Source organism: Cloacibacillus porcorum, assembly GCF_001701045.1.
Lineage (GTDB): Bacteria > Synergistota > Synergistia > Synergistales > Synergistaceae > Cloacibacillus > Cloacibacillus porcorum.
Genome location: NZ_CP016757.1, coordinates 3,127,088 through 3,143,490, shown reverse-complemented (window position 1 = coordinate 3,143,490; position 16,403 = coordinate 3,127,088). Strand labels below are relative to the sequence as shown.

The 16,403-nt window shown below is 54.9% G+C and carries 16 protein-coding genes; 10 read left to right on the top strand and 6 right to left on the bottom strand.

Annotated elements, in window-relative coordinates:
• The first annotated feature begins 458 nt into the window (after positions 1–458).
• The 4 genes from BED41_RS14120 (at position 459) to BED41_RS14105 (ending at position 4,166) form a co-directional block, all read left to right on the top strand.
• A complete protein-coding gene (locus BED41_RS14120; RefSeq protein WP_066747713.1) occupies positions 459–857 on the top strand; it encodes a four helix bundle protein in 399 nt (132 codons plus the stop codon).
• 385 nt (positions 858–1,242) lie between these two features.
• Complete coding sequence (locus BED41_RS14115) at positions 1,243–2,280, top strand: reverse transcriptase domain-containing protein (protein ID WP_066747710.1); 1,038 nt, start codon at positions 1,243–1,245, stop codon at positions 2,278–2,280.
• A gap of 14 nt (positions 2,281–2,294) precedes the next feature.
• Positions 2,295–2,972, top strand: coding sequence for a DUF6273 domain-containing protein (locus tag BED41_RS14110; RefSeq protein ID WP_157102372.1), 678 nt, complete (start codon positions 2,295–2,297; stop codon positions 2,970–2,972).
• Between the two features lie 51 nt (positions 2,973–3,023).
• Positions 3,024–4,166, top strand: coding sequence for an Ig-like domain-containing protein (locus BED41_RS14105; RefSeq protein WP_066747703.1), 1,143 nt, complete (start codon positions 3,024–3,026; stop codon positions 4,164–4,166).
• A gap of 116 nt (positions 4,167–4,282) precedes the next feature.
• Here the strand turns inward: BED41_RS14105 and BED41_RS14100 are convergent, their stop codons facing one another.
• From BED41_RS14100 to BED41_RS14080, 5 genes are all read right to left on the bottom strand, one after another.
• Entirely contained in the window at positions 4,283–5,281 is a 999-nt protein-coding gene (locus BED41_RS14100) for a GGGtGRT protein (RefSeq protein WP_066747700.1), read from the bottom strand.
• 12 nt (positions 5,282–5,293) lie between these two features.
• Positions 5,294–5,986 (bottom strand): iron-sulfur cluster assembly scaffold protein, encoded by a 693-nt coding sequence (locus BED41_RS14095; RefSeq protein WP_066747697.1) that lies wholly within the window; start codon positions 5,984–5,986, stop codon positions 5,294–5,296.
• Between the two features lie 121 nt (positions 5,987–6,107).
• Positions 6,108–7,496, bottom strand: coding sequence for a phosphomannomutase/phosphoglucomutase (locus tag BED41_RS14090; protein ID WP_084002489.1), 1,389 nt, complete (start codon positions 7,494–7,496; stop codon positions 6,108–6,110).
• Positions 7,497–7,639: 143 nt separating this feature from the next.
• Positions 7,640–8,257 carry a nitroreductase family protein gene (locus BED41_RS14085; protein ID WP_066747690.1) on the bottom strand — a complete coding sequence of 206 codons (618 nt, stop codon included), beginning with the start codon at positions 8,255–8,257 and terminating at the stop codon, positions 7,640–7,642.
• Positions 8,258–8,285: 28 nt separating this feature from the next.
• Entirely contained in the window at positions 8,286–9,065 is a 780-nt protein-coding gene (locus BED41_RS14080) for a prepilin peptidase (protein WP_066747687.1), read from the bottom strand.
• Between the two features lie 85 nt (positions 9,066–9,150).
• Here BED41_RS14080 and thmT point away from each other — a divergent pair, with 85 nt between their 5' ends.
• Positions 9,151–9,345, top strand: coding sequence for a 2-hydroxymuconate tautomerase (gene thmT, locus BED41_RS14075; RefSeq protein WP_066747684.1), 195 nt, complete (start codon positions 9,151–9,153; stop codon positions 9,343–9,345).
• A 241-nt stretch (positions 9,346–9,586) separates the two neighbouring features.
• Here thmT and BED41_RS14070 read toward each other — a convergent pair whose 3' ends face one another.
• Positions 9,587–10,417: an IclR family transcriptional regulator gene (locus tag BED41_RS14070; protein WP_066747681.1), complete on the bottom strand. Its 831-nt coding sequence runs from the start codon at positions 10,415–10,417 to the stop codon at positions 9,587–9,589.
• A 261-nt stretch (positions 10,418–10,678) separates the two neighbouring features.
• On the opposite strand from BED41_RS14070, the gene BED41_RS14065 reads away from it, so the two are divergent.
• From BED41_RS14065 to BED41_RS14045, 5 genes are all read left to right on the top strand, one after another.
• Positions 10,679–11,182: a fumarate hydratase C-terminal domain-containing protein gene (locus tag BED41_RS14065; protein ID WP_066747678.1), complete on the top strand. Its 504-nt coding sequence runs from the start codon at positions 10,679–10,681 to the stop codon at positions 11,180–11,182.
• 27 nt (positions 11,183–11,209) lie between these two features.
• A complete protein-coding gene (locus BED41_RS14060; protein WP_066747675.1) occupies positions 11,210–12,070 on the top strand; it encodes a fumarate hydratase in 861 nt (286 codons plus the stop codon).
• Positions 12,071–12,099: 29 nt separating this feature from the next.
• The gene (locus BED41_RS14055; protein ID WP_066747673.1) at positions 12,100–13,449 is read left to right on the top strand and encodes a hypothetical protein; all 1,350 of its coding nucleotides are present in this window, start codon (positions 12,100–12,102) and stop codon (positions 13,447–13,449) included.
• A 33-nt stretch (positions 13,450–13,482) separates the two neighbouring features.
• Positions 13,483–14,733 carry a methylaspartate ammonia-lyase gene (locus BED41_RS14050; RefSeq protein ID WP_066747671.1) on the top strand — a complete coding sequence of 417 codons (1,251 nt, stop codon included), beginning with the start codon at positions 13,483–13,485 and terminating at the stop codon, positions 14,731–14,733.
• Positions 14,734–14,827: 94 nt separating this feature from the next.
• A complete protein-coding gene (locus BED41_RS14045) occupies positions 14,828–16,351 on the top strand; it encodes a DUF362 domain-containing protein (protein WP_066747670.1) in 1,524 nt (507 codons plus the stop codon).
• Positions 16,352–16,403 lie beyond the last annotated feature (52 nt).

Below are 16,403 nucleotides of genomic sequence, written 5' to 3'. Positions count from 1 at the left end.
ACATATACGCGGTGCGTAGATTCAAATGGCGCTATCTATGAATCAAGCAGTCTTCGCGCAGATCCCGTGAAGAGGACCCGCGCCGATAAAGGAGAACCGTGTGACACGACTGTCAAGCGATGAAGCTGTTATCTTATTCGTCATGTCCCATTGCCTCCTTTCAGATGATTTACACTGATTATCTTTCAATGGGTGAAATTTTAGATACAAACAGAGCGATTGTCAACCCCATTAAGTGAATAAACCGGCGGCTTGTTAATTGCAAAAGTAAATGGTTTTCTTTGCCCCAAATACGCGACGCCAGCGTTTATTTACGTACTATGAAATATTTTTAAAATATTATCGTTATATTTAGAAAATAATTTATTGATTAATTGACTTAAATTTTATATATGTGTTATTGTATGCTTATGATTGGTTTTATATATATAATTAAAAAATAGATGGTGCAGTGTCCGATGGTGGGGAAAAAAAGCGAACTGACGATCATAACAAAGGCCAAAGAGCTGACCGATTATATTTTTGTAGCGACGGAATCGTCCCCGAAGAAATATCGGTATACCTTTACGGCGAGACTCCAGAACAAATCTCTGGAGGTTGTCGAGACGCTTTACGCGGCGAACGACGTCTATATTGGCGGCGGTGAGTCTTCGAAGAGGTATGAAAGGCGCCTTGACCTGCAGCATAAAGCGCTTACGGACTTGAAAGTCATTGATTATCTGTCATTCGTGGCAAGCGAGCGGGGATGTTTGCTCAAGAGACAATACGAACATCTTAGCGAGTTGATAAGCGATTGCTCTAATTTGTTGGGAGCATGGATAAACAGCGATAAAAAAAGATTCGCGTCCAGAACGTGATTTTTTATAGTTTGGGGACAGGGTTAAAAAAGGGCGGTTATTGGTGGCTTCGTTCCCCCGGCGGCAGCGTCTACTAAGCGTCAGACGTCGATAGCGACGGCAGCCTCAACGATAGCGGCGTTAATCTTGGGGCTGTCGGCCTTCGTCCGGATCTGCCTTAACTGCGTGAAACTAGGCCCAAGGGGGCGAGTCGGTGCGTAAGGCAAAGGAATCCTGTTCCTTTCCCGGCAGATGGATAAAGCAAAACTCCTAATGCGGGGATAAACACATACCGCGGAGAGAACGGACATAAGAAACAGCTATTTTCGTTTTCATATGAATTTTGATTACAGTACTTCAGAATTCTTCCGCGGTGAATTTTATTTTTTGTGATCGGAGGTGATATATGACGACAGATTACGAGAAAATGTCTTCCTTTGAGAGTCTCATGCAGGCTCACAAGGCTGCGAGACGGGGCAAGCGCTGTAAAACCGAGGTAATACTCTTTGAGATGAATCTGTCACAAAGTCTCTGGCAGCTTAAAAGAGCTTTAGACGACAGAACATACAAAATAAGCGGGTATTATCGGTTTAAAATCCACGATCCGAAAGAGAGAAACATAGACGCGCTGCACTACAGAGACAGAGTCGTTCAGCACGCGCTTTGCGACCAGATACTCTGGCCGCTTCTTGAAAACCGTATGATATATGACAATGCCGCCTCAAGAAAGGGAAAGGGAACCTCATTTGCGATAGACCGCCTCTCTTGTTTTTTAAGGGAACATTACAAGAGCCATGGTGCGCACGGATATTTTCTGAAAGCCGATTTCAGCAGATATTTTATGAGCATATCGCATACGGTCCTGAAGACAAAGATGCGAAAAGTGCTGGCTGACGACGAGGTATACGGACTGGTTTGCGGCATAATCGACAGCTTCTCCCCCGGGGTACCACTGGGAAACCAGACGAGCCAGTGTTTTGGGGTCTATTACCCGGACAGCATGGACCGGATAATAAAAGAGGACTGGCGCGCAAAATATTACACGCGGTACATGGACGACGGCGTAATCGTGCATCACGACAGGGAATTCCTCAAGGATTGCCTTGCGGCTATGAGAGATCATGCTGAAAATGTATTGAAGCTTCAATTCAACAAAAAGACTCAGATATTTCCAATATCTAACGGAGTGGACTATCTCGGTTTCCACTTTTATCTCACGGATACGGGGAAAGTTGTTCGTAAACTGAGGAGGCAGTCGAAGAAGCGCTTTGGGGGTAAGCTGAAGGAAATCGCCGCAAAATACTATAACAACGAAATGGATTATGCGGCGGTGAAATCCCATCTGGCGGGTTTTAGGGGGCACCTTGGCCAGGGGCACACATACTCGTTAAAGCGTCGGCTGCTTGAGAATACGGACATGCTCAACTTTATTGACGAAATATAAAGGAGATGGAAAAAGTGAAAAGAACGAAAAGAATTCTGATGTTGTTATGCGCGGCGGCGTTATTAATGGTGCCTGTGCTGCCCGCGATGGCGCTGACAAGCGCGGACGTCGTCTATTATGGGACATACCCGCAGTCCGGCACCTCGGCTGACTTCAAGGTGGAGCCCGTTCTCTGGCGCGTGCTCGAAGTGAGCGGCGACAAGACGGCGCTCATGCTTTCGGAAAAGATACTGGACGGCGGCGTGTCATTCAATCCCGATTACAGCGATACCGATCCATACTATTGCTGGTGGAGCGAATCGCAGATCCGCAAATTCCTCAATGGCAAAGAATATGTCGGGTCGGTCTCAGCGGATGTGACCAAGATAACGGTGAGGAACCCGAAAACCTATTCCTTCTACGAGAAGGCCTTCTCCGCGGGCGAAGGCGGCGGGATAATAAAGGCGGCGGTGGACAACTCGAGCACACGGGGTGCTACCCCCGGTCCCAAGACAACCGATAAAATATTCCTCCTTTCCTACGCCGATGCGAAAAATACTGCCTATGGTTTTGCCAATGATGATAATAGCAGTAGTTCCCGCAAAGCGGAGCTTACCGGCTATGGCGCGTCGCAGGGAGTCATGAGTAATACGGAAGGTAACAAGAAGTATGGTTATTGGTGGCTTCGTTCCCCCGGCGGCAGCGTCTACTGAGCGTCGGGCGTCGATGGCGACGGCAGCCTCAGCGGTGGCGGCGTTAATCTTGTGGCTGTCGGCCTTCGTCCGGCTTTTCATTTAAATCTTGAATCTTTGCTCTTCACATCTCCCGCCGCAGGCGGGAAAACCGGCGGCGTAGCCGCCGCGCTTCAGGAACAAACCTACACCTCCGACGATAAAGGAAAATACGAACACAAACTGACCCTCGCGACAAATACATACAAACTGGACTCTGCCGACTTAACGAGCGGGGACTTCTCGAACGACGCCGTCAGCCTTGACGTGAAGGTAAGGTACTCAGGCGCCTCCACCGGCGTGGGCTACCACCTCGCCGCGGTTGTGACCAGCGGCGACAGGGCCGTTTACTACGGTCAGATAAAGGATCTTGAGGCCGCCGCCGACAAAAGCGGCGACGTTACATTCACCATTCCCGAATACAAAAGCGGCGAAGAGGTCTATCTCTTTGTCGAGGGGCGCAATAACAACGGCGATAATAAGACCGATTTTGCCAGCGTGCCTATATGTATCGCCGGAACCGACAGGCGGATAACGGCGCTCTCCGAAGACGTGAAGGAGCCGCGCCCTGAAACGGCCGTCGTGAAGGTGGAACCGTCGGCACTCACTCTCGCCGTGGGGTATGCCAGACAGCTCTCCCTCTCTTTCGCGCCGGAGGGGGCGCTGGAGGAGATAACCTGGAGCAGCGACAAACCCGACATAGCCGCCGTAAACGCCGCGACGGGCGTCGTCAGCGCGCTAAAAAAGGGAAGCGCGGAAATCACGGCGACAGCGAAGACAAGCGGCAAAAAGGCCACATGTGCCGTTACGGTGACGAAAAAACCGCAGACAGAGGGACTTATCCTCACGCCCGCGGCGATGACGGTCAGCAAAGGCGTGACGGAAAAGATAACCGCCGCCTTCCGGGGGATAACCGAACAGCCGCTGACCTGGAGCAGCAGCAAAGAGTCGGTCGCCACGGTGGACAAAGATGGAACGGTCACCGCTAAAGGCGAAGGAACCTGCGTGATAACGGCGGTCACAGAAGACGGCGCGTACAGCGCCTCCTGCGAGGTGAAGGTGACGGCGGCGGCCCACGGCGGCGGTTCAAGCGGCTGCAATACCGCCGGGTTTGGCCTGTTCGCGCTGCTCATATCGATGCCGCTCCTCTTTAGAAAAAGCGCGGGCCGTAAATAAGCCCCGTAAGGAGACGGCGGAAATAGTTAAAGCGACGAAGGTTCCTGAATAACAAAAAAAGAGGGAGGTGATGTTCACCCTCCCTCTTCTCTTTCCAATATGTATTAGGAGAAATATTACCTCATCGCCTCTTCAACGGCGACGGCTACGGCGACGGAGGCACCGACCATCGGGTTGTTGCCCATGCCGATAAGGCCCATCATATCGACGTGCGCGGGGACGGAAGAGCTGCCGGCAAACTGCGCGTCGCTGTGCATGCGGCCCATGGTGTCGGTCATGCCGTAGCTCGCGGGACCGGCGGCCATGTTGTCTGGGTGCAGCGTGCGTCCCGTGCCGCCGCCGGAGGCGACGGAGAAGTATTTTTTACCGTTTTCGACGGCCCATTTTTTGTAGGTGCCGGCCACGGGGTGCTGGAAGCGCGTGGGGTTCGTCGAATTGCCGGTGATGGAGACGTCGACGCCCTCGTGGCGCATGATCGCCACGCCCTCGTTGACATCATTCGCGCCGTAGCATTTGACTTTCGCCTTGTCGCCGTCGGAGAAGGGTTTTTCCATCGTCACCTCAAGCTCGCCTGTGTACTGGTTGTAGAGCGTCTCCACGAAGGTGAAGCCGTTGATGCGCGAGATGATGTAGGCCGCGTCTTTGCCGAGGCCGTTGAGGATGACGCGCAGCGGATCTTTGCGCACTTTGTTTGCCGTGCGGGCGATGCCGATGGCTCCCTCCGCGGCGGCGAAGGACTCGTGTCCCGCGAGGAAGCAGAAGCATTTTGTATTCTCATGCAGCAGCATCGCAGCGAGGTTGCCGTGGCCGAGGCCGACTTTGCGCTGGTCGGCGACGGAGCCGGGAACGCAGAAGGCCTGAAGCCCTTCGCCGATCTTTTCCGCCGCCGCGGCGGCTGTCTTCGTGCCGCTTTTTATGGCGTTCGCCGCGCCGAGGGTGTAGGCCCAGACGGCGTTGTCAAAGGCGATCGGCTGGATGCCGCGCACGATGGCCGCGACGTCTATACCCTTTTCCAGGCATAGTTCCCGTGTCTCATCGATGCACTCGAAGCCGATTCCGGCAAGGAATGCGTTTATTTTGTCTATCCTGCGGTCGTAACCTTCAAAGTTTGCCATTGCCGTTCCCTCCTACTGCCTGCGCGGATCTATGATCTTATCGGCCTCTGCGTAGCGGCCGTATGTGGCGGTGTTCTTCTCAAAGGCCTCTTTCGGGTCCATGCCTTTGCGTATCGCCTCCATCATCTTGCCGAGCGAAACGTAGCGGTAGCCGATGATCTCGCCGTTTTTATCAAGCGCCTGGTCGAGGATGTAGCCCTCCGCCATCTCAAGGTAGCGCGGGCCCTTTTCCAGGGTACCGTACATCGTGCCGATCTGTGAGCGCAGCCCTTTGCCGAGGTCCTCAAGCCCCGCGCCCACCGGCAGACCGTTGTCGGAGAAGGCGCTCTGCGTCCTGCCGTAGGCTATCTGGAGGAAGAGTTCGCGCATCGCGGTGTTGATCGCGTCGCAGACGAGGTCGGTGTTGAGCGCCTCAAGGATCGTCTTTCCGGGAAGGATCTCCGCCGCCATCGCCGCGGAGTGGGTCATGCCGGAGCAGCCTATCGTCTCGACGAGCGCCTCCTGGATGACGCCGCCCTTGACGTTGAGCGAGAGCTTACAGGCGCCCTGCTGCGGCGCGCACCAGCCCACGCCGTGCGTAAAGCCTGAGATGTCGCCGATCTGCTTTGATTCGACCCACTTTCCCTCTTCGGGAATGGGCGCGGGACCGTGGTTGGCGCCCTTTGCCACACATACCATTTCTTCAACTTCGCGAGAGCACTGCATGTGATATGTCTCCTCCTTAAGTTTCCACTTTTGGAATAAATCTGTCCGCATATTTTGTCTCATGCGGCTGTTTTAACTGCTCCGCAGGCGCGGGATTCGCTGTGCTGCTGTTTTGCGGCGATTAGTAGCCCCACTCGAAATCGGGACTTCCCGCCGCCAGCAGACGCCGCTTCATGTCCTTTGTTATCTCGTCCAGAGCCTCTTCGGTACGTCCCTCGCAGCGCGCGACGAGCACCGGCTGGGTGTTTGAGGGGCGCACGAGCCCCCAGCCGTCGCGGTATATTATCCGCACGCCGTCAACGGTGATCGTCTCAAGTTTTTCCGCGAGAGCCTCCTCCTTCACACGCTCGACAACGCCGAATTTGACGTCGTCGGGGCAGTCGTAGCGCGTCTCAATCGTCGAGGGGTAGATGGGGATGGCCGCCATCAGCTCGGCGAGCGTCTTGTCCGTGTTTGAGATGATACGCGCCAGCCGTCCCGCGGCGTAGAAGGCGTCGTCATAGCCGAAATATTCGTCGGCGAAGAACATGTGGCCGGAGACCTCACCGGAGAAGAGGGCGTGTTCTTCGCGCATCTTCGCCTTGACGAGTGAGTGTCCCGCGTTCCACCAAATCGGACGGCCTCCGAGCCTTTCCACCGTCTCCGGCAGCGCCATCGAGCTCTTTACCTCGCAGATGGCCAGCGCGCCGGGATGTTTCGGCAGTATCTCGCTCCAGTAGAGCGCCATCAGGCGGTCGCCCCAGATGACCTCGCCGTTGTTGTCCACCACGCCTATGCGGTCGGAGTCGCCGTCAAAGCCGACGCCGAAGTCCGCGCCGCTCTCCTTCACCGCGGCGATCAGCGCCGGGAGGTTCTCGCGCTTGGTCGGGTCAGGATGGTGGTTGGGGAAGTGTCCGTCTGGCGTGCTGTAGAGCTCCGTCACCTCGCAGCCGATGCGGCGCAGGAACTCCGGCGCATAAAGGCCGCCGGTGCCGTTGCCGGAGTCGCAGACTATTTTGGGTTTGCGCGGACCGAGGGTTATCTTTGAAACGAGCATGTCGATGTATTCGGCGTTGATGTCGGCGCTCTTACAGCTGCCCGGCCTCTCCGCCTCAGCCATGTCGTCGGCCTCTATCATTTTGTATATCGACTGGATGTCGTCGCCCCACAGCGTGGCCTTATCGTAGGCGACCTTCAGTCCGTTGAACTCCTTCGGGTTGTGGCTGCCGGTCACCATGATGCCGCCGCCGACGTCGAAGCGATAGAGGCTCCAGTAAAAGGTCGGTGTCGAGACGAGCCCGATGTCGGTGACGTCGACGCCCGCCGCGTTGAGTCCGCGTGCGGCGGCGGCCTTTATGCGCGGGGTGGAAAGCCTCGCGTCTCCGCCAAGGGTGGCCGCGGTGACGCCGCGGCGCATGAGCCAGGTGCCAAAGGCCCTGCCGATGAGAAATACGTGCTCGTCGGTGAGCTCGGCATCTGCGATGCCTCTTATATCATATTCGCGAAAGATGTACGCGGGAACAAAACTCATAGTAATACCTCCGTTTCAGCGGTAAAACATTTCAAATAAAGCATATAGCTTTTGCGCGGCTTTTGCAACAGAGAGGTGTGCGAATATAGTCAGCGGCCCGAGGCGTTCTCAGGCCGCTGACTATATAGCTGGTCTCCTGCCGGTTACTGTCTGCCGACTACCATGACGCCCGTTATCTTCATAATCGGGCCGAGCATCAGCGCCGCCTCGATGTTTACCTTATTGAAGGAGGCGAGGAAGCGGGTTTTGAGACCGAGCGCCTCGGCGGCGAGGTAGACGTTCTGCGACATCGCGCCGGTGGCGATGTAATTGTAATTATCGACGTTCATCGTGCCCTTGCTGACGAAGACCAGGATGCAGGGAGCGCTCTTGGCAAAGTCCTGTGTCACGGCGCGGCTTGTCAGCTTCTTTTCCGTCGTCTGCTGCATCAGGGCGTTCTTCTCCCAGTTGTAAAGATAGCCGCCGCTCTTGAGCAGCACATATACGGAGACATAAGGCTCGCGGCCCATCGCCATCGGCACCGTCCAGCCCTTGGGCTCGCGGTTCCTGCCCGTCGCCGCCCAGAGGATCGTGGAAAGCTCCTTCAGCGAGAGCTCTTCATTGGAGAAAGCCTTCTGTTCCGCCGAGGCTCGGCCGGCGATTGCCTCCATGACTGAGGGGCCGCCGGTTTTATCCGGTTCTACCAGAACGATGTTGCCCGCCATCGCGGCGGAGGCGGCGGCAAGCAGGAGCGCCGCGGTGAGCGATAGTATCTTTTTCATAAGTTGTTCCTCCTTAAATTGTTTTCACCTAAAAAATATTCCATGGCCACTGTGTGATATACCCCAGATACGGCAGTATTTTACTCCCAAATAACATTGAGAGGACCATTCCCGCGCAGAGAAAAGGCCCCAGCGGCACCGCCGTCTTGCGCGTCACCATCTTCGCGAGCAGCAGGGGGATCACCACGAGGCCGCCGCACATAAAGCCGAGATATAGAGAAAGAAGCGACAGCTTGAAGCCCATGAAAGCGCCTATGCCCAGCATCAATACCGCGTCTCCGAGCCCCATCCGGCCGCGGCTCGCCACGATTATCGCGCCGATCACCCCGAAGCCCGCGAGCGCGCCAAAGAGGCCGTCCAGCAGCCCCGGCCAGCCGTGTGCCGCGCGCAGCAGCATGCCGCAGACCGCCATCGCCACCGCCCAGGAGTCGTAAATGTAACCGGTTTCGAGATCTGTCAGCGTATTGAAGGCCAGGAAGGGGAGTGAGGCTCCGGCAAAGGCGAGAGCGGGCGTCAGTCCGAAACGCCAGGTAAAGAGCGCCGCAAGCGCGCCGCATGAGAGTTCCGCCGTAAAGTGGCGCAGCGGAATCGGCGCGCGGCAGCTGCGGCACCGTCCCTGAAGGACGACGAAGGAGATGACGGGGATCAGATCGCAGGAAGAGAGCACCCGCCCGCAGCTGTCACAGACCGAACGTTCCCGTCCCCACCATTTTTTCTCCGCCACTGTGCGCATTGCCGCCGCGTTTGCGAAAGAACCGAGCGCCGTGCCAAAGCAGAAGCCCAGAAATATATAAATACCGCCGACCATATAGACACCCCAAGCGTAGAGCGATTAAAATATGGGTTATATTTTACACGCAACCGCCGATATTTCATAATAAGGAGATGCGAAGATGCCGATCGTTATGGTAAACATCAAAGAGGGGCGCACCGTAGAGCAGAAGCGCGCGATGGTGACGGGGATGACGAAGGTCGTCAGCGAAACGATGGATGTGCCTCAGAGCGCCGTGCGCATCATCATCAACGAGATGAAGGGAGAAAACTTCGCGATCGCCGGCACGCTGGTCTGCGACGCTCCCGCGAAATAGGTCATAAAAAGACATTAAAAAACGAACGCGGCCACTCTCAGAGGCGGTACGGTATTTGTACCGGCCTCTTCTGGGTGGCCGCGGCTTTTGTCGGTTATTTGCGTAAAAATCCTTGGTGGGTCTCCCCTGTCAGAATTCAAGACGGCGAAATTTAAGTCCGTCGTCCTATCTAATGAATACGACTGTAAAAATATTATTTGCCCCTCCCGCGTGAAGCGCCGAAAGGGCGGCGCCGTTCGTTCTACATGCCGTTGATGATATGTTCGAGCGACGGGCTGGGAAAGAGGAAATCCTCGCCGTTATGGCCATACCAGCCGAAGGTGGATGATATCTCCGCGCAGTACTGGGGGATGCGTTCCTTTAGTCCTTTGACAATATCGTCTGTGAATCTGGCGCTCGGTCCCGTGACCGCTATCGTGCAAAGGATATTATTGCCGCTGTCGACGATCGGACCCGCGATCGAAGAGAATCCCTCCTGATATTCGTTTATACAGTAGCTGTAGCCCTTCTCGCAGAGATTATAAAGCTCTTTCATTATCTTAGACCTGTCGGTGGTGGTGAAGGTGGTGAGATTTCTGGTGTCCTTCAGGAAATTATCCTGCTCCTCCGGCATCGCGTACGCAAGAAAGCCCCTGCCTCCAGCTCCTGCCCACAGCACATATTTTGAGCCGACGGTGGGAGAGAACTTGAAGCTGTGGAAGGCCGGCACCTTTTCGAAACAGATGCGGTAATCGCCCTCTCTGATGTAAATCAGCGCCGTCTCGCCAAATTCGTCCCTCAGCCTGACAAGATAGGGGTAGATGACCTTTCTTAAGAAGTCGTTCTGTTTCGCGCAGTAGCCGAGGCTGTAGACCCGTCTGCCGAGGCTGAAGCGCTTTGTGTTTTTGTCGCGGATCAGGAATGACTCCTGTTCCAATATCCCGGCAATCCTGGATGCGGTGGAATAGGGGATCTGTACCAGCTTCGATATCTCCGTCAGTGACAGGTCGTCTATTCCTCTTGTAAAGCAGTTTAATATCGCGAGGGCCCGCTGTATGGCCTGTGTTCCGGTCTCTGATTGTTTGTCGCTCATTTTTTATACCTCCGCCGAAATGTATTATAGCTTAAGCATCACGCAATGATACATTTCTCCATGTTCTTAAAGATATATTCAACTGTTCGATGAATTTTCATGAATTTTAGCAGATAACGCCTCCTCAAACCAGATAGAGAAATTTTTCGTTATTGACATAGGTCTTAAAACTTTGTATGATATATTCACCACATAGAAGATATTATATCCATAATGTGGATATAAAAAATAGGTAAAATTAACGAAAGGGATGGCGCAGATATGCAGATAAAGATGCCAGTCGACGACGAAACGATAAACGGGCTGCATGTTTACGATATGGTCGAAATTTACGGACCGATTTTTACGGGCCGCGACGCGGTGCTGCCGAAGGTTGTTAAGTGTATTGAAGATGGGACGTGCGAGGAGAAGGGCATTTTTCTAAAAGGTACCGCCGTCTTTCATACGGCTGTGAGCCCAGCGGGGATAGGGCCGACCTCAAGCAACAAACTTGACATAGAGGGAAGCATTCCCGCACTTTCGGAGGCAGGCGTGAAGATGCATATCGGTAAGGGCAGTCTTAAAAAAGAGACCGTAGAGGCCCTAAAAAAGTATAACGCCATCTTTCTCGTCACTCCGCCGAATACGGCGCTGCTGACCGCCACGATGAAGAGTAAACGCGTCGTCGCCTTCCCGGAAGAGGGGATGGAGGCGCTCCATGAGGTCGAGGTAGAAAAGTTTCCGGCCATCGTCGCCATCGCTCACGGCGAATCGATATACGACTAAAAATAACAACCGGCAGAGGTAATCAAGATGATAGATTGCAGAGAAGTTACGGAAAAGACAGCGGAGACTCTGGTCAAGGCGAGCACTGTTTTTCGTCCCGACCAGATAGAGGCCTATAGGAGAGCGGCGGAGAACGAGGATAGCCCGCACGCTAAGTGGGTGCTCAACAATATTCTGGAAAACGCCGAGATCGCGGAATCAAAGGTATTCCCCCTTTGTGACGACACCGGCATTCCTCACCTCTTCCTTGAGGTAGGAGAAGAGTGCGCCGTCCCCGCGGGATTTTATAAAGCGGTGGAAGAGGGAGTCGCGAAGGGGCTGCGGATGCTCCCCGGCCGTCCGATGGCCGTTATGGGCGACGATGCGGAACGCATCAGCCAGAGCAAAGGCCTCTCTGAAGATTCCGGTGCTCTGGCGATGGCACCCATTCAGACGAGACATGTTCCAGGCAAAGATATTCGCCTTACGGTGATGATGTACGGCGGCGGTCCTGAAATTCGTGGAAAGACGCTGCGTGTATTCCATAAGCATTCAGTCGATACGGTGATCAATGAAATGATCGCCTGGGGTACGGAGGGAGCTAAGCTCCTCGGCTGTCTGCCCTGCGTGCTGGCCTTTGGTATCGGGCGCTCAAACTACGAAGCCGCCTCGCTTGGCATGGAGGCGATGGCAAAGGGCGATTTCCGCATACAGTCGGAGATGGAAAAGAGGATAACCGACGCTGTCAACGAATCGGGCTACGGAGCCCTTGGGCTGGGCGGCAAAACCACTGTTCTGGGAACCTTCGTGAAGGTCGGTCCGCAGAGGGCCAGTGGGATAAGGGTCGTATCAATGAGACTTGGCTGCTGTTTTGATCCGCGCCGCGCCGAGTGTCTCTTTGAAGGATAAAAACTTAATTTATGCCAGGAGGCTGTAATATGAAGATATTCAAAAATGGAACAGTCGTGACCGGAGACGGCAAGACGGTATTGGAAAAGGCGAACGTCATCGAAGTCGACGGCCTCGTCGCAGATGTAAACCTCTATTATGACGAGAACATCGAGTCCTACGCGGAAGAGGTTGTCGACTGCAGCGGCAAATGCGTGATGCCCGGTATGATCAACCACCATCAGCACGGCGTAACCTTCGGTACGATGTTTGCCAGCGGCTGCGTCAACTATGGACGCGAGTTTATCCTCGATCACCTTGACAGAAGCCTGCTCCAGGGGCACACGACAGTTCTCAACGTTGACGGCTTCGCGACGATGGACGATGTCGAAGAGACCCAGAAATGCCATCCCATCCGCATCAAGACGGCGACGACCCACGCCCCGATCAACTACCACGCGGGCGAGCTCTGCGACGGTAAGGGCTTCCAGCCCAAGCACAAGGAGATGACCGTTGAAAAGATGCTTGCAGACGGCGCCGTCTGCATCGGCGAAGTCGGCGGCGGACACACGCTCGGCGGCGGCGGTCAGGACTACCTTTATATCCCGCGCGCGGTAAAGGAGTGCAAGGGAAAGGACATTGACTATCTCCAGGCGCGAGCGATGAAGCTCTCCGTCCTCGGACGTTATATTGAAGAGTCGTATTACGACCGCGACCGCGTCGCGGCGGCGCTCAAAGAGGCAAAGCTCGACAGCTTCCTCACCCCTGAAGAGACGAGAGACATCGTCTATAAGACGACGCTCGCTTCGGTAAAGGTGGCCCTTGACGGATACCGTGAGGCGGCGGCCCTGGCCAAAAGATACAACGTCCCCCTGATGATTCACAACGCTCCAACCTCAAAATATATCGTCCACGAGATCGCAAAGATGGGGCTCAATACGCTTATCTGCTGCCATTCAAACTATCTCTTCACGACTGAAGAATGCGTCGAAAACGGACGTTATCTCAGACAGTTCCCCGGAGTCATACTTGACGCCGCGGTGCATGATCCGTGGGGCGCGAAGCACCTTGTCGCGACACCCGACAACCTCTATGCCTTCTATGAAAACGATCTCGTGGACATTATCTCCACCGACTTCGCGGCTGGACACAGCGATTCGATGCTCGAAGCCATTCAGCACGCGGCGCTTGAGAAGAAGCTCGTTGGACTTGCCAAGGCCGTGAGACAGGGAACCTCGCGTGTCGCGGAGATACTGCCGCTGCTCGCGCCGAACCTTGGCGAGCTCAAGAAGGGTTACACGGCCGACATCGTGGTGACCGAATACCCGCAGCTTAAGAATGTTGAGAGAGTATACATCGGCGGCAGCCTTGTAGCCAAAGATGGAAAAGTTATCCGTTAATTTTATTGACACCAAGAAAGGGAATGATTTGAAATGAAGGTCAAAAAAGTACTTTGTTCAGAGGCGCTCACAGGATTCTATATGGACGACAAAGAGGCCATCAAGAGCGGCGCGAAATCAGACGGCTTCGTATATAAGGGAGCGCCCGTAACTCCCGGATTCAGGTCGATCAGACAGCCCGGCGTGGCGGTCTCCGTAATGTTCATCCTTGAAGACGGCCACATGGTATACGGCGACTGCGCCGTCGCGCAGTACGCGGCCAGCGGCGGCAGAGAGGTTCCGAATACCGCCGCGGCGCTGATAAAGGTAATTGAAAAGTATGTCTCACCTTACTTTGAGGGCATGGACATCAAAGAGTTCAAATCAACGGCAGAGAAGTTCGACCGTTACGAATTTGATGGAGAGCGCCTCCCCGCCTCCATCCGCTACGGCGTAACGCAGGCGATACTCGAAGCGGTCGCCTACGAGCAGAAGCTGACGATGTGCGAAGTCATCCTCAACGAATACAACCTGCCCGTCGATCTCACACCTGTCCGTATCAACGCCCAGTCCGGCGACGAACGCTACACCAACGTCGACAAGATGATCCTTAAGAAGGTCGGCATGATGCCCCACGGACTGATCAACAACGTCGAAGAGAAGCTTGGAACCGACGGACAGATATTCCTCGACTGGGTCAAGTGGGTCACGAAGCGCATCTCTGAGATCGGCGAACCCGACTACAAGCCAGTTATGCGTTACGACGTCTACGGCTGCATGGGCAAGGCCTTCAACAACGACCTTGACAAGGTCGGCGAATACCTCATCAAAGTCGCCGACGCCTGCGCTCCCTATGAAGTATTTGTCGAGATGCCGGTAGATATGAAATCAAACGAGAAGCAGCTTGAGGCGATGAAATATCTGCGCAAGTATCTTGACGACGCCGGATGCAGGCTTAAGCTCATCATTGACGAATATGCCAACACCTATGAAGAGATCGTCGAATGGGTTGATGCCAAGGGCGCCGATATGGTTCAGGTCAAGACTATCGACCTCGGCGGAATCAACAATATCGTGGAGGCCGACCTCTACTGCAAAGCGCACGGCGTCCTCGCCTATCAGGGCGGCACCTGCAACCAGACGGACAAGGCGGCGATCGTCTGCGCAAACCTCGCCGTGGCCACCAAGCCGTTCGCCATGGCGGGCACTCCAGGCATGGGCGTCGACGAAGGCGTAATGATCGTCAGCAACGAGCAGGAGAGACTGCTCGCAATACTCAAAGCCAAACAGGAAGGCAAGATCTAGCGTACCACCTCTACCCTCGCTCCGGCAGTGCCGATAGCAGTAATGCAGCACTGCCGGAGTTTTTGTAAGACCCCTTTTAAAGGAGTTGGAAGAAATGATAAAAGTTGAAATCGGCAAGTGCGTGGGATGCGGGGCATGTGAACAGGTATGCCCTTCGGATGCTATTAAAGTAGTCGATAAGAAGGCGGTCGTCAATGACAACTGTGTTCACTGCGTCACCTGCATCAAATACTGCAAACCCGGCGCGTTGTCGGAAGACGCCGTCTCCGAGAACACGCTGCTTTGCCGTAATTGCGGCGTCAAATGCCGTATTCCTGAGGGAAAACAGGGAGCGTGCAAAAGGTTCCGCAACGAAAACGGCGAGCTGGTCCTCGTAAGGCCGCTGCAGATCCCGATAAATACAGCGGCAGCGCCTGAGAAGATTGCGATAATGAAACCGATCGTCTCCGCGGTAGGCGCGGGCGCGGCATATCCTGATTATAAGCCGGCGCCCTATATAGTCACGGAAAAGCGTGATGACTTTGACGTCGTCACCGTAGTTACAGAGGCCCCGGTCTCTTACAGCTCTATGATGGTGAAAATCGACACCAACGCCCATATCGGCGACGAGGGGGCTCTCGTCCGCCGCAATGGCCGCGTGGTCGGCATCGTTACTACCGAGCAGTACGGTTCTCATATCCTTATTCTCGGCGGCGTGAATAAGGTAAAGGGTCCCGACGGCATGTATGTCGTGAAGACGATGGCCGAGCTGGGGAATAAAGAAAAGGTGACGCTGACTGTAGATAAAGGCTGCACTTTGGAGCTGCAGGTTGGCGAACATCCGGTGATCAACGGCGTTGTGGACGATAAGATGCGCGTCGGCTGCGGCGGCGCCTGCTGCGGTCTTTTCGCCCGTTCGCTTGCCCCGCTGATCGATGAGGCGATAATTCTCGATCACCACATCACCGGCCTTTTCACTAAGCATCCCGCCGGCGCCGAACAGAAGCCCTACAGCGGCGTCACGCCTGTCGGACGGCTGGCGACCAACGGGCGCTATTTCTTTGAACACGGAGACGGCTGGGGCGGAACGAATATCAAAGACCCCATCGAGGCTATAAAAGATATAGACATGAATATCGCCAAGCCAGGCATGAAGATCCTGGTAGCCGAGACGACCTGGCGCAAGATCGCCCTCTTTGAAGTCTCCGCCGAGGGCAGACCCGTGCCTGTGGAGATCCCCGCGGAGCTTGAGGCCTTCCGTAAAATGGCGGCCGGCTGCTGTGAGGACAGCCGTGTGTCGGCGATGTACTACGCGGGCGTTGGCGGCAGCGCAAGGGCTGGCGTTACGGTTGATCCGATACAGATCACAAAGGCCGTGCACCGCGGCGACGCGACCCTCACGATAGCGGGAGCGCCGACATACCTGATGCCCGGCGGCGGTATCACCTTCCTTGCCGATGTTGAAAAGATGATAGTGCACCCATTCAACTACACGGCTTCCCCCGCGGTTCTCGCCCCCATCGAATATACGATGACGGTGGAGAATTATAAAAAGATAAAGGGACATGTCCAGGCGATGCGCACGAAGGAGGATGTAATCAAAGAGGGAAGATTTGAGTTCACCGAACTTAAGGATTAAGCGGCGGTTTTATGCCCCACGGGAGAGACGGGGCATTTTATTCGGAAAATGT

What these genes read in the sequence shown, in the direction of transcription:
- BED41_RS14070 (WP_066747681.1), bottom strand. Translation starts at nt 10,417, where the DNA reads ATGAGCGACAAACAATCAGAGACCGGAACACAGGCCATACAGCGGGCC.
- BED41_RS14095 (WP_066747697.1), bottom strand. Translation starts at nt 5,986, where the DNA reads ATGCAGTGCTCTCGCGAAGTTGAAGAAATGGTATGTGTGGCAAAGGGC.
- BED41_RS14065 (WP_066747678.1), top strand. Translation starts at nt 10,679, where the DNA reads ATGCAGATAAAGATGCCAGTCGACGACGAAACGATAAACGGGCTGCAT.
- BED41_RS14120 (WP_066747713.1), top strand. Translation starts at nt 459, where the DNA reads ATGGTGGGGAAAAAAAGCGAACTGACGATCATAACAAAGGCCAAAGAG.
- BED41_RS14085 (WP_066747690.1), bottom strand. Translation starts at nt 8,257, where the DNA reads ATGAAAAAGATACTATCGCTCACCGCGGCGCTCCTGCTTGCCGCCGCC.
- BED41_RS14090 (WP_084002489.1), bottom strand. Translation starts at nt 7,496, where the DNA reads ATGAGTTTTGTTCCCGCGTACATCTTTCGCGAATATGATATAAGAGGC.
- thmT (WP_066747684.1), top strand. Translation starts at nt 9,151, where the DNA reads ATGCCGATCGTTATGGTAAACATCAAAGAGGGGCGCACCGTAGAGCAG.
- BED41_RS14115 (WP_066747710.1), top strand. Translation starts at nt 1,243, where the DNA reads ATGACGACAGATTACGAGAAAATGTCTTCCTTTGAGAGTCTCATGCAG.
- BED41_RS14100 (WP_066747700.1), bottom strand. Translation starts at nt 5,281, where the DNA reads ATGGCAAACTTTGAAGGTTACGACCGCAGGATAGACAAAATAAACGCA.
- BED41_RS14080 (WP_066747687.1), bottom strand. Translation starts at nt 9,065, where the DNA reads ATGGTCGGCGGTATTTATATATTTCTGGGCTTCTGCTTTGGCACGGCG.
- BED41_RS14050 (WP_066747671.1), top strand. Translation starts at nt 13,483, where the DNA reads ATGAAGGTCAAAAAAGTACTTTGTTCAGAGGCGCTCACAGGATTCTAT.
- BED41_RS14060 (WP_066747675.1), top strand. Translation starts at nt 11,210, where the DNA reads ATGATAGATTGCAGAGAAGTTACGGAAAAGACAGCGGAGACTCTGGTC.
- BED41_RS14055 (WP_066747673.1), top strand. Translation starts at nt 12,100, where the DNA reads ATGAAGATATTCAAAAATGGAACAGTCGTGACCGGAGACGGCAAGACG.
- BED41_RS14045 (WP_066747670.1), top strand. Translation starts at nt 14,828, where the DNA reads ATGATAAAAGTTGAAATCGGCAAGTGCGTGGGATGCGGGGCATGTGAA.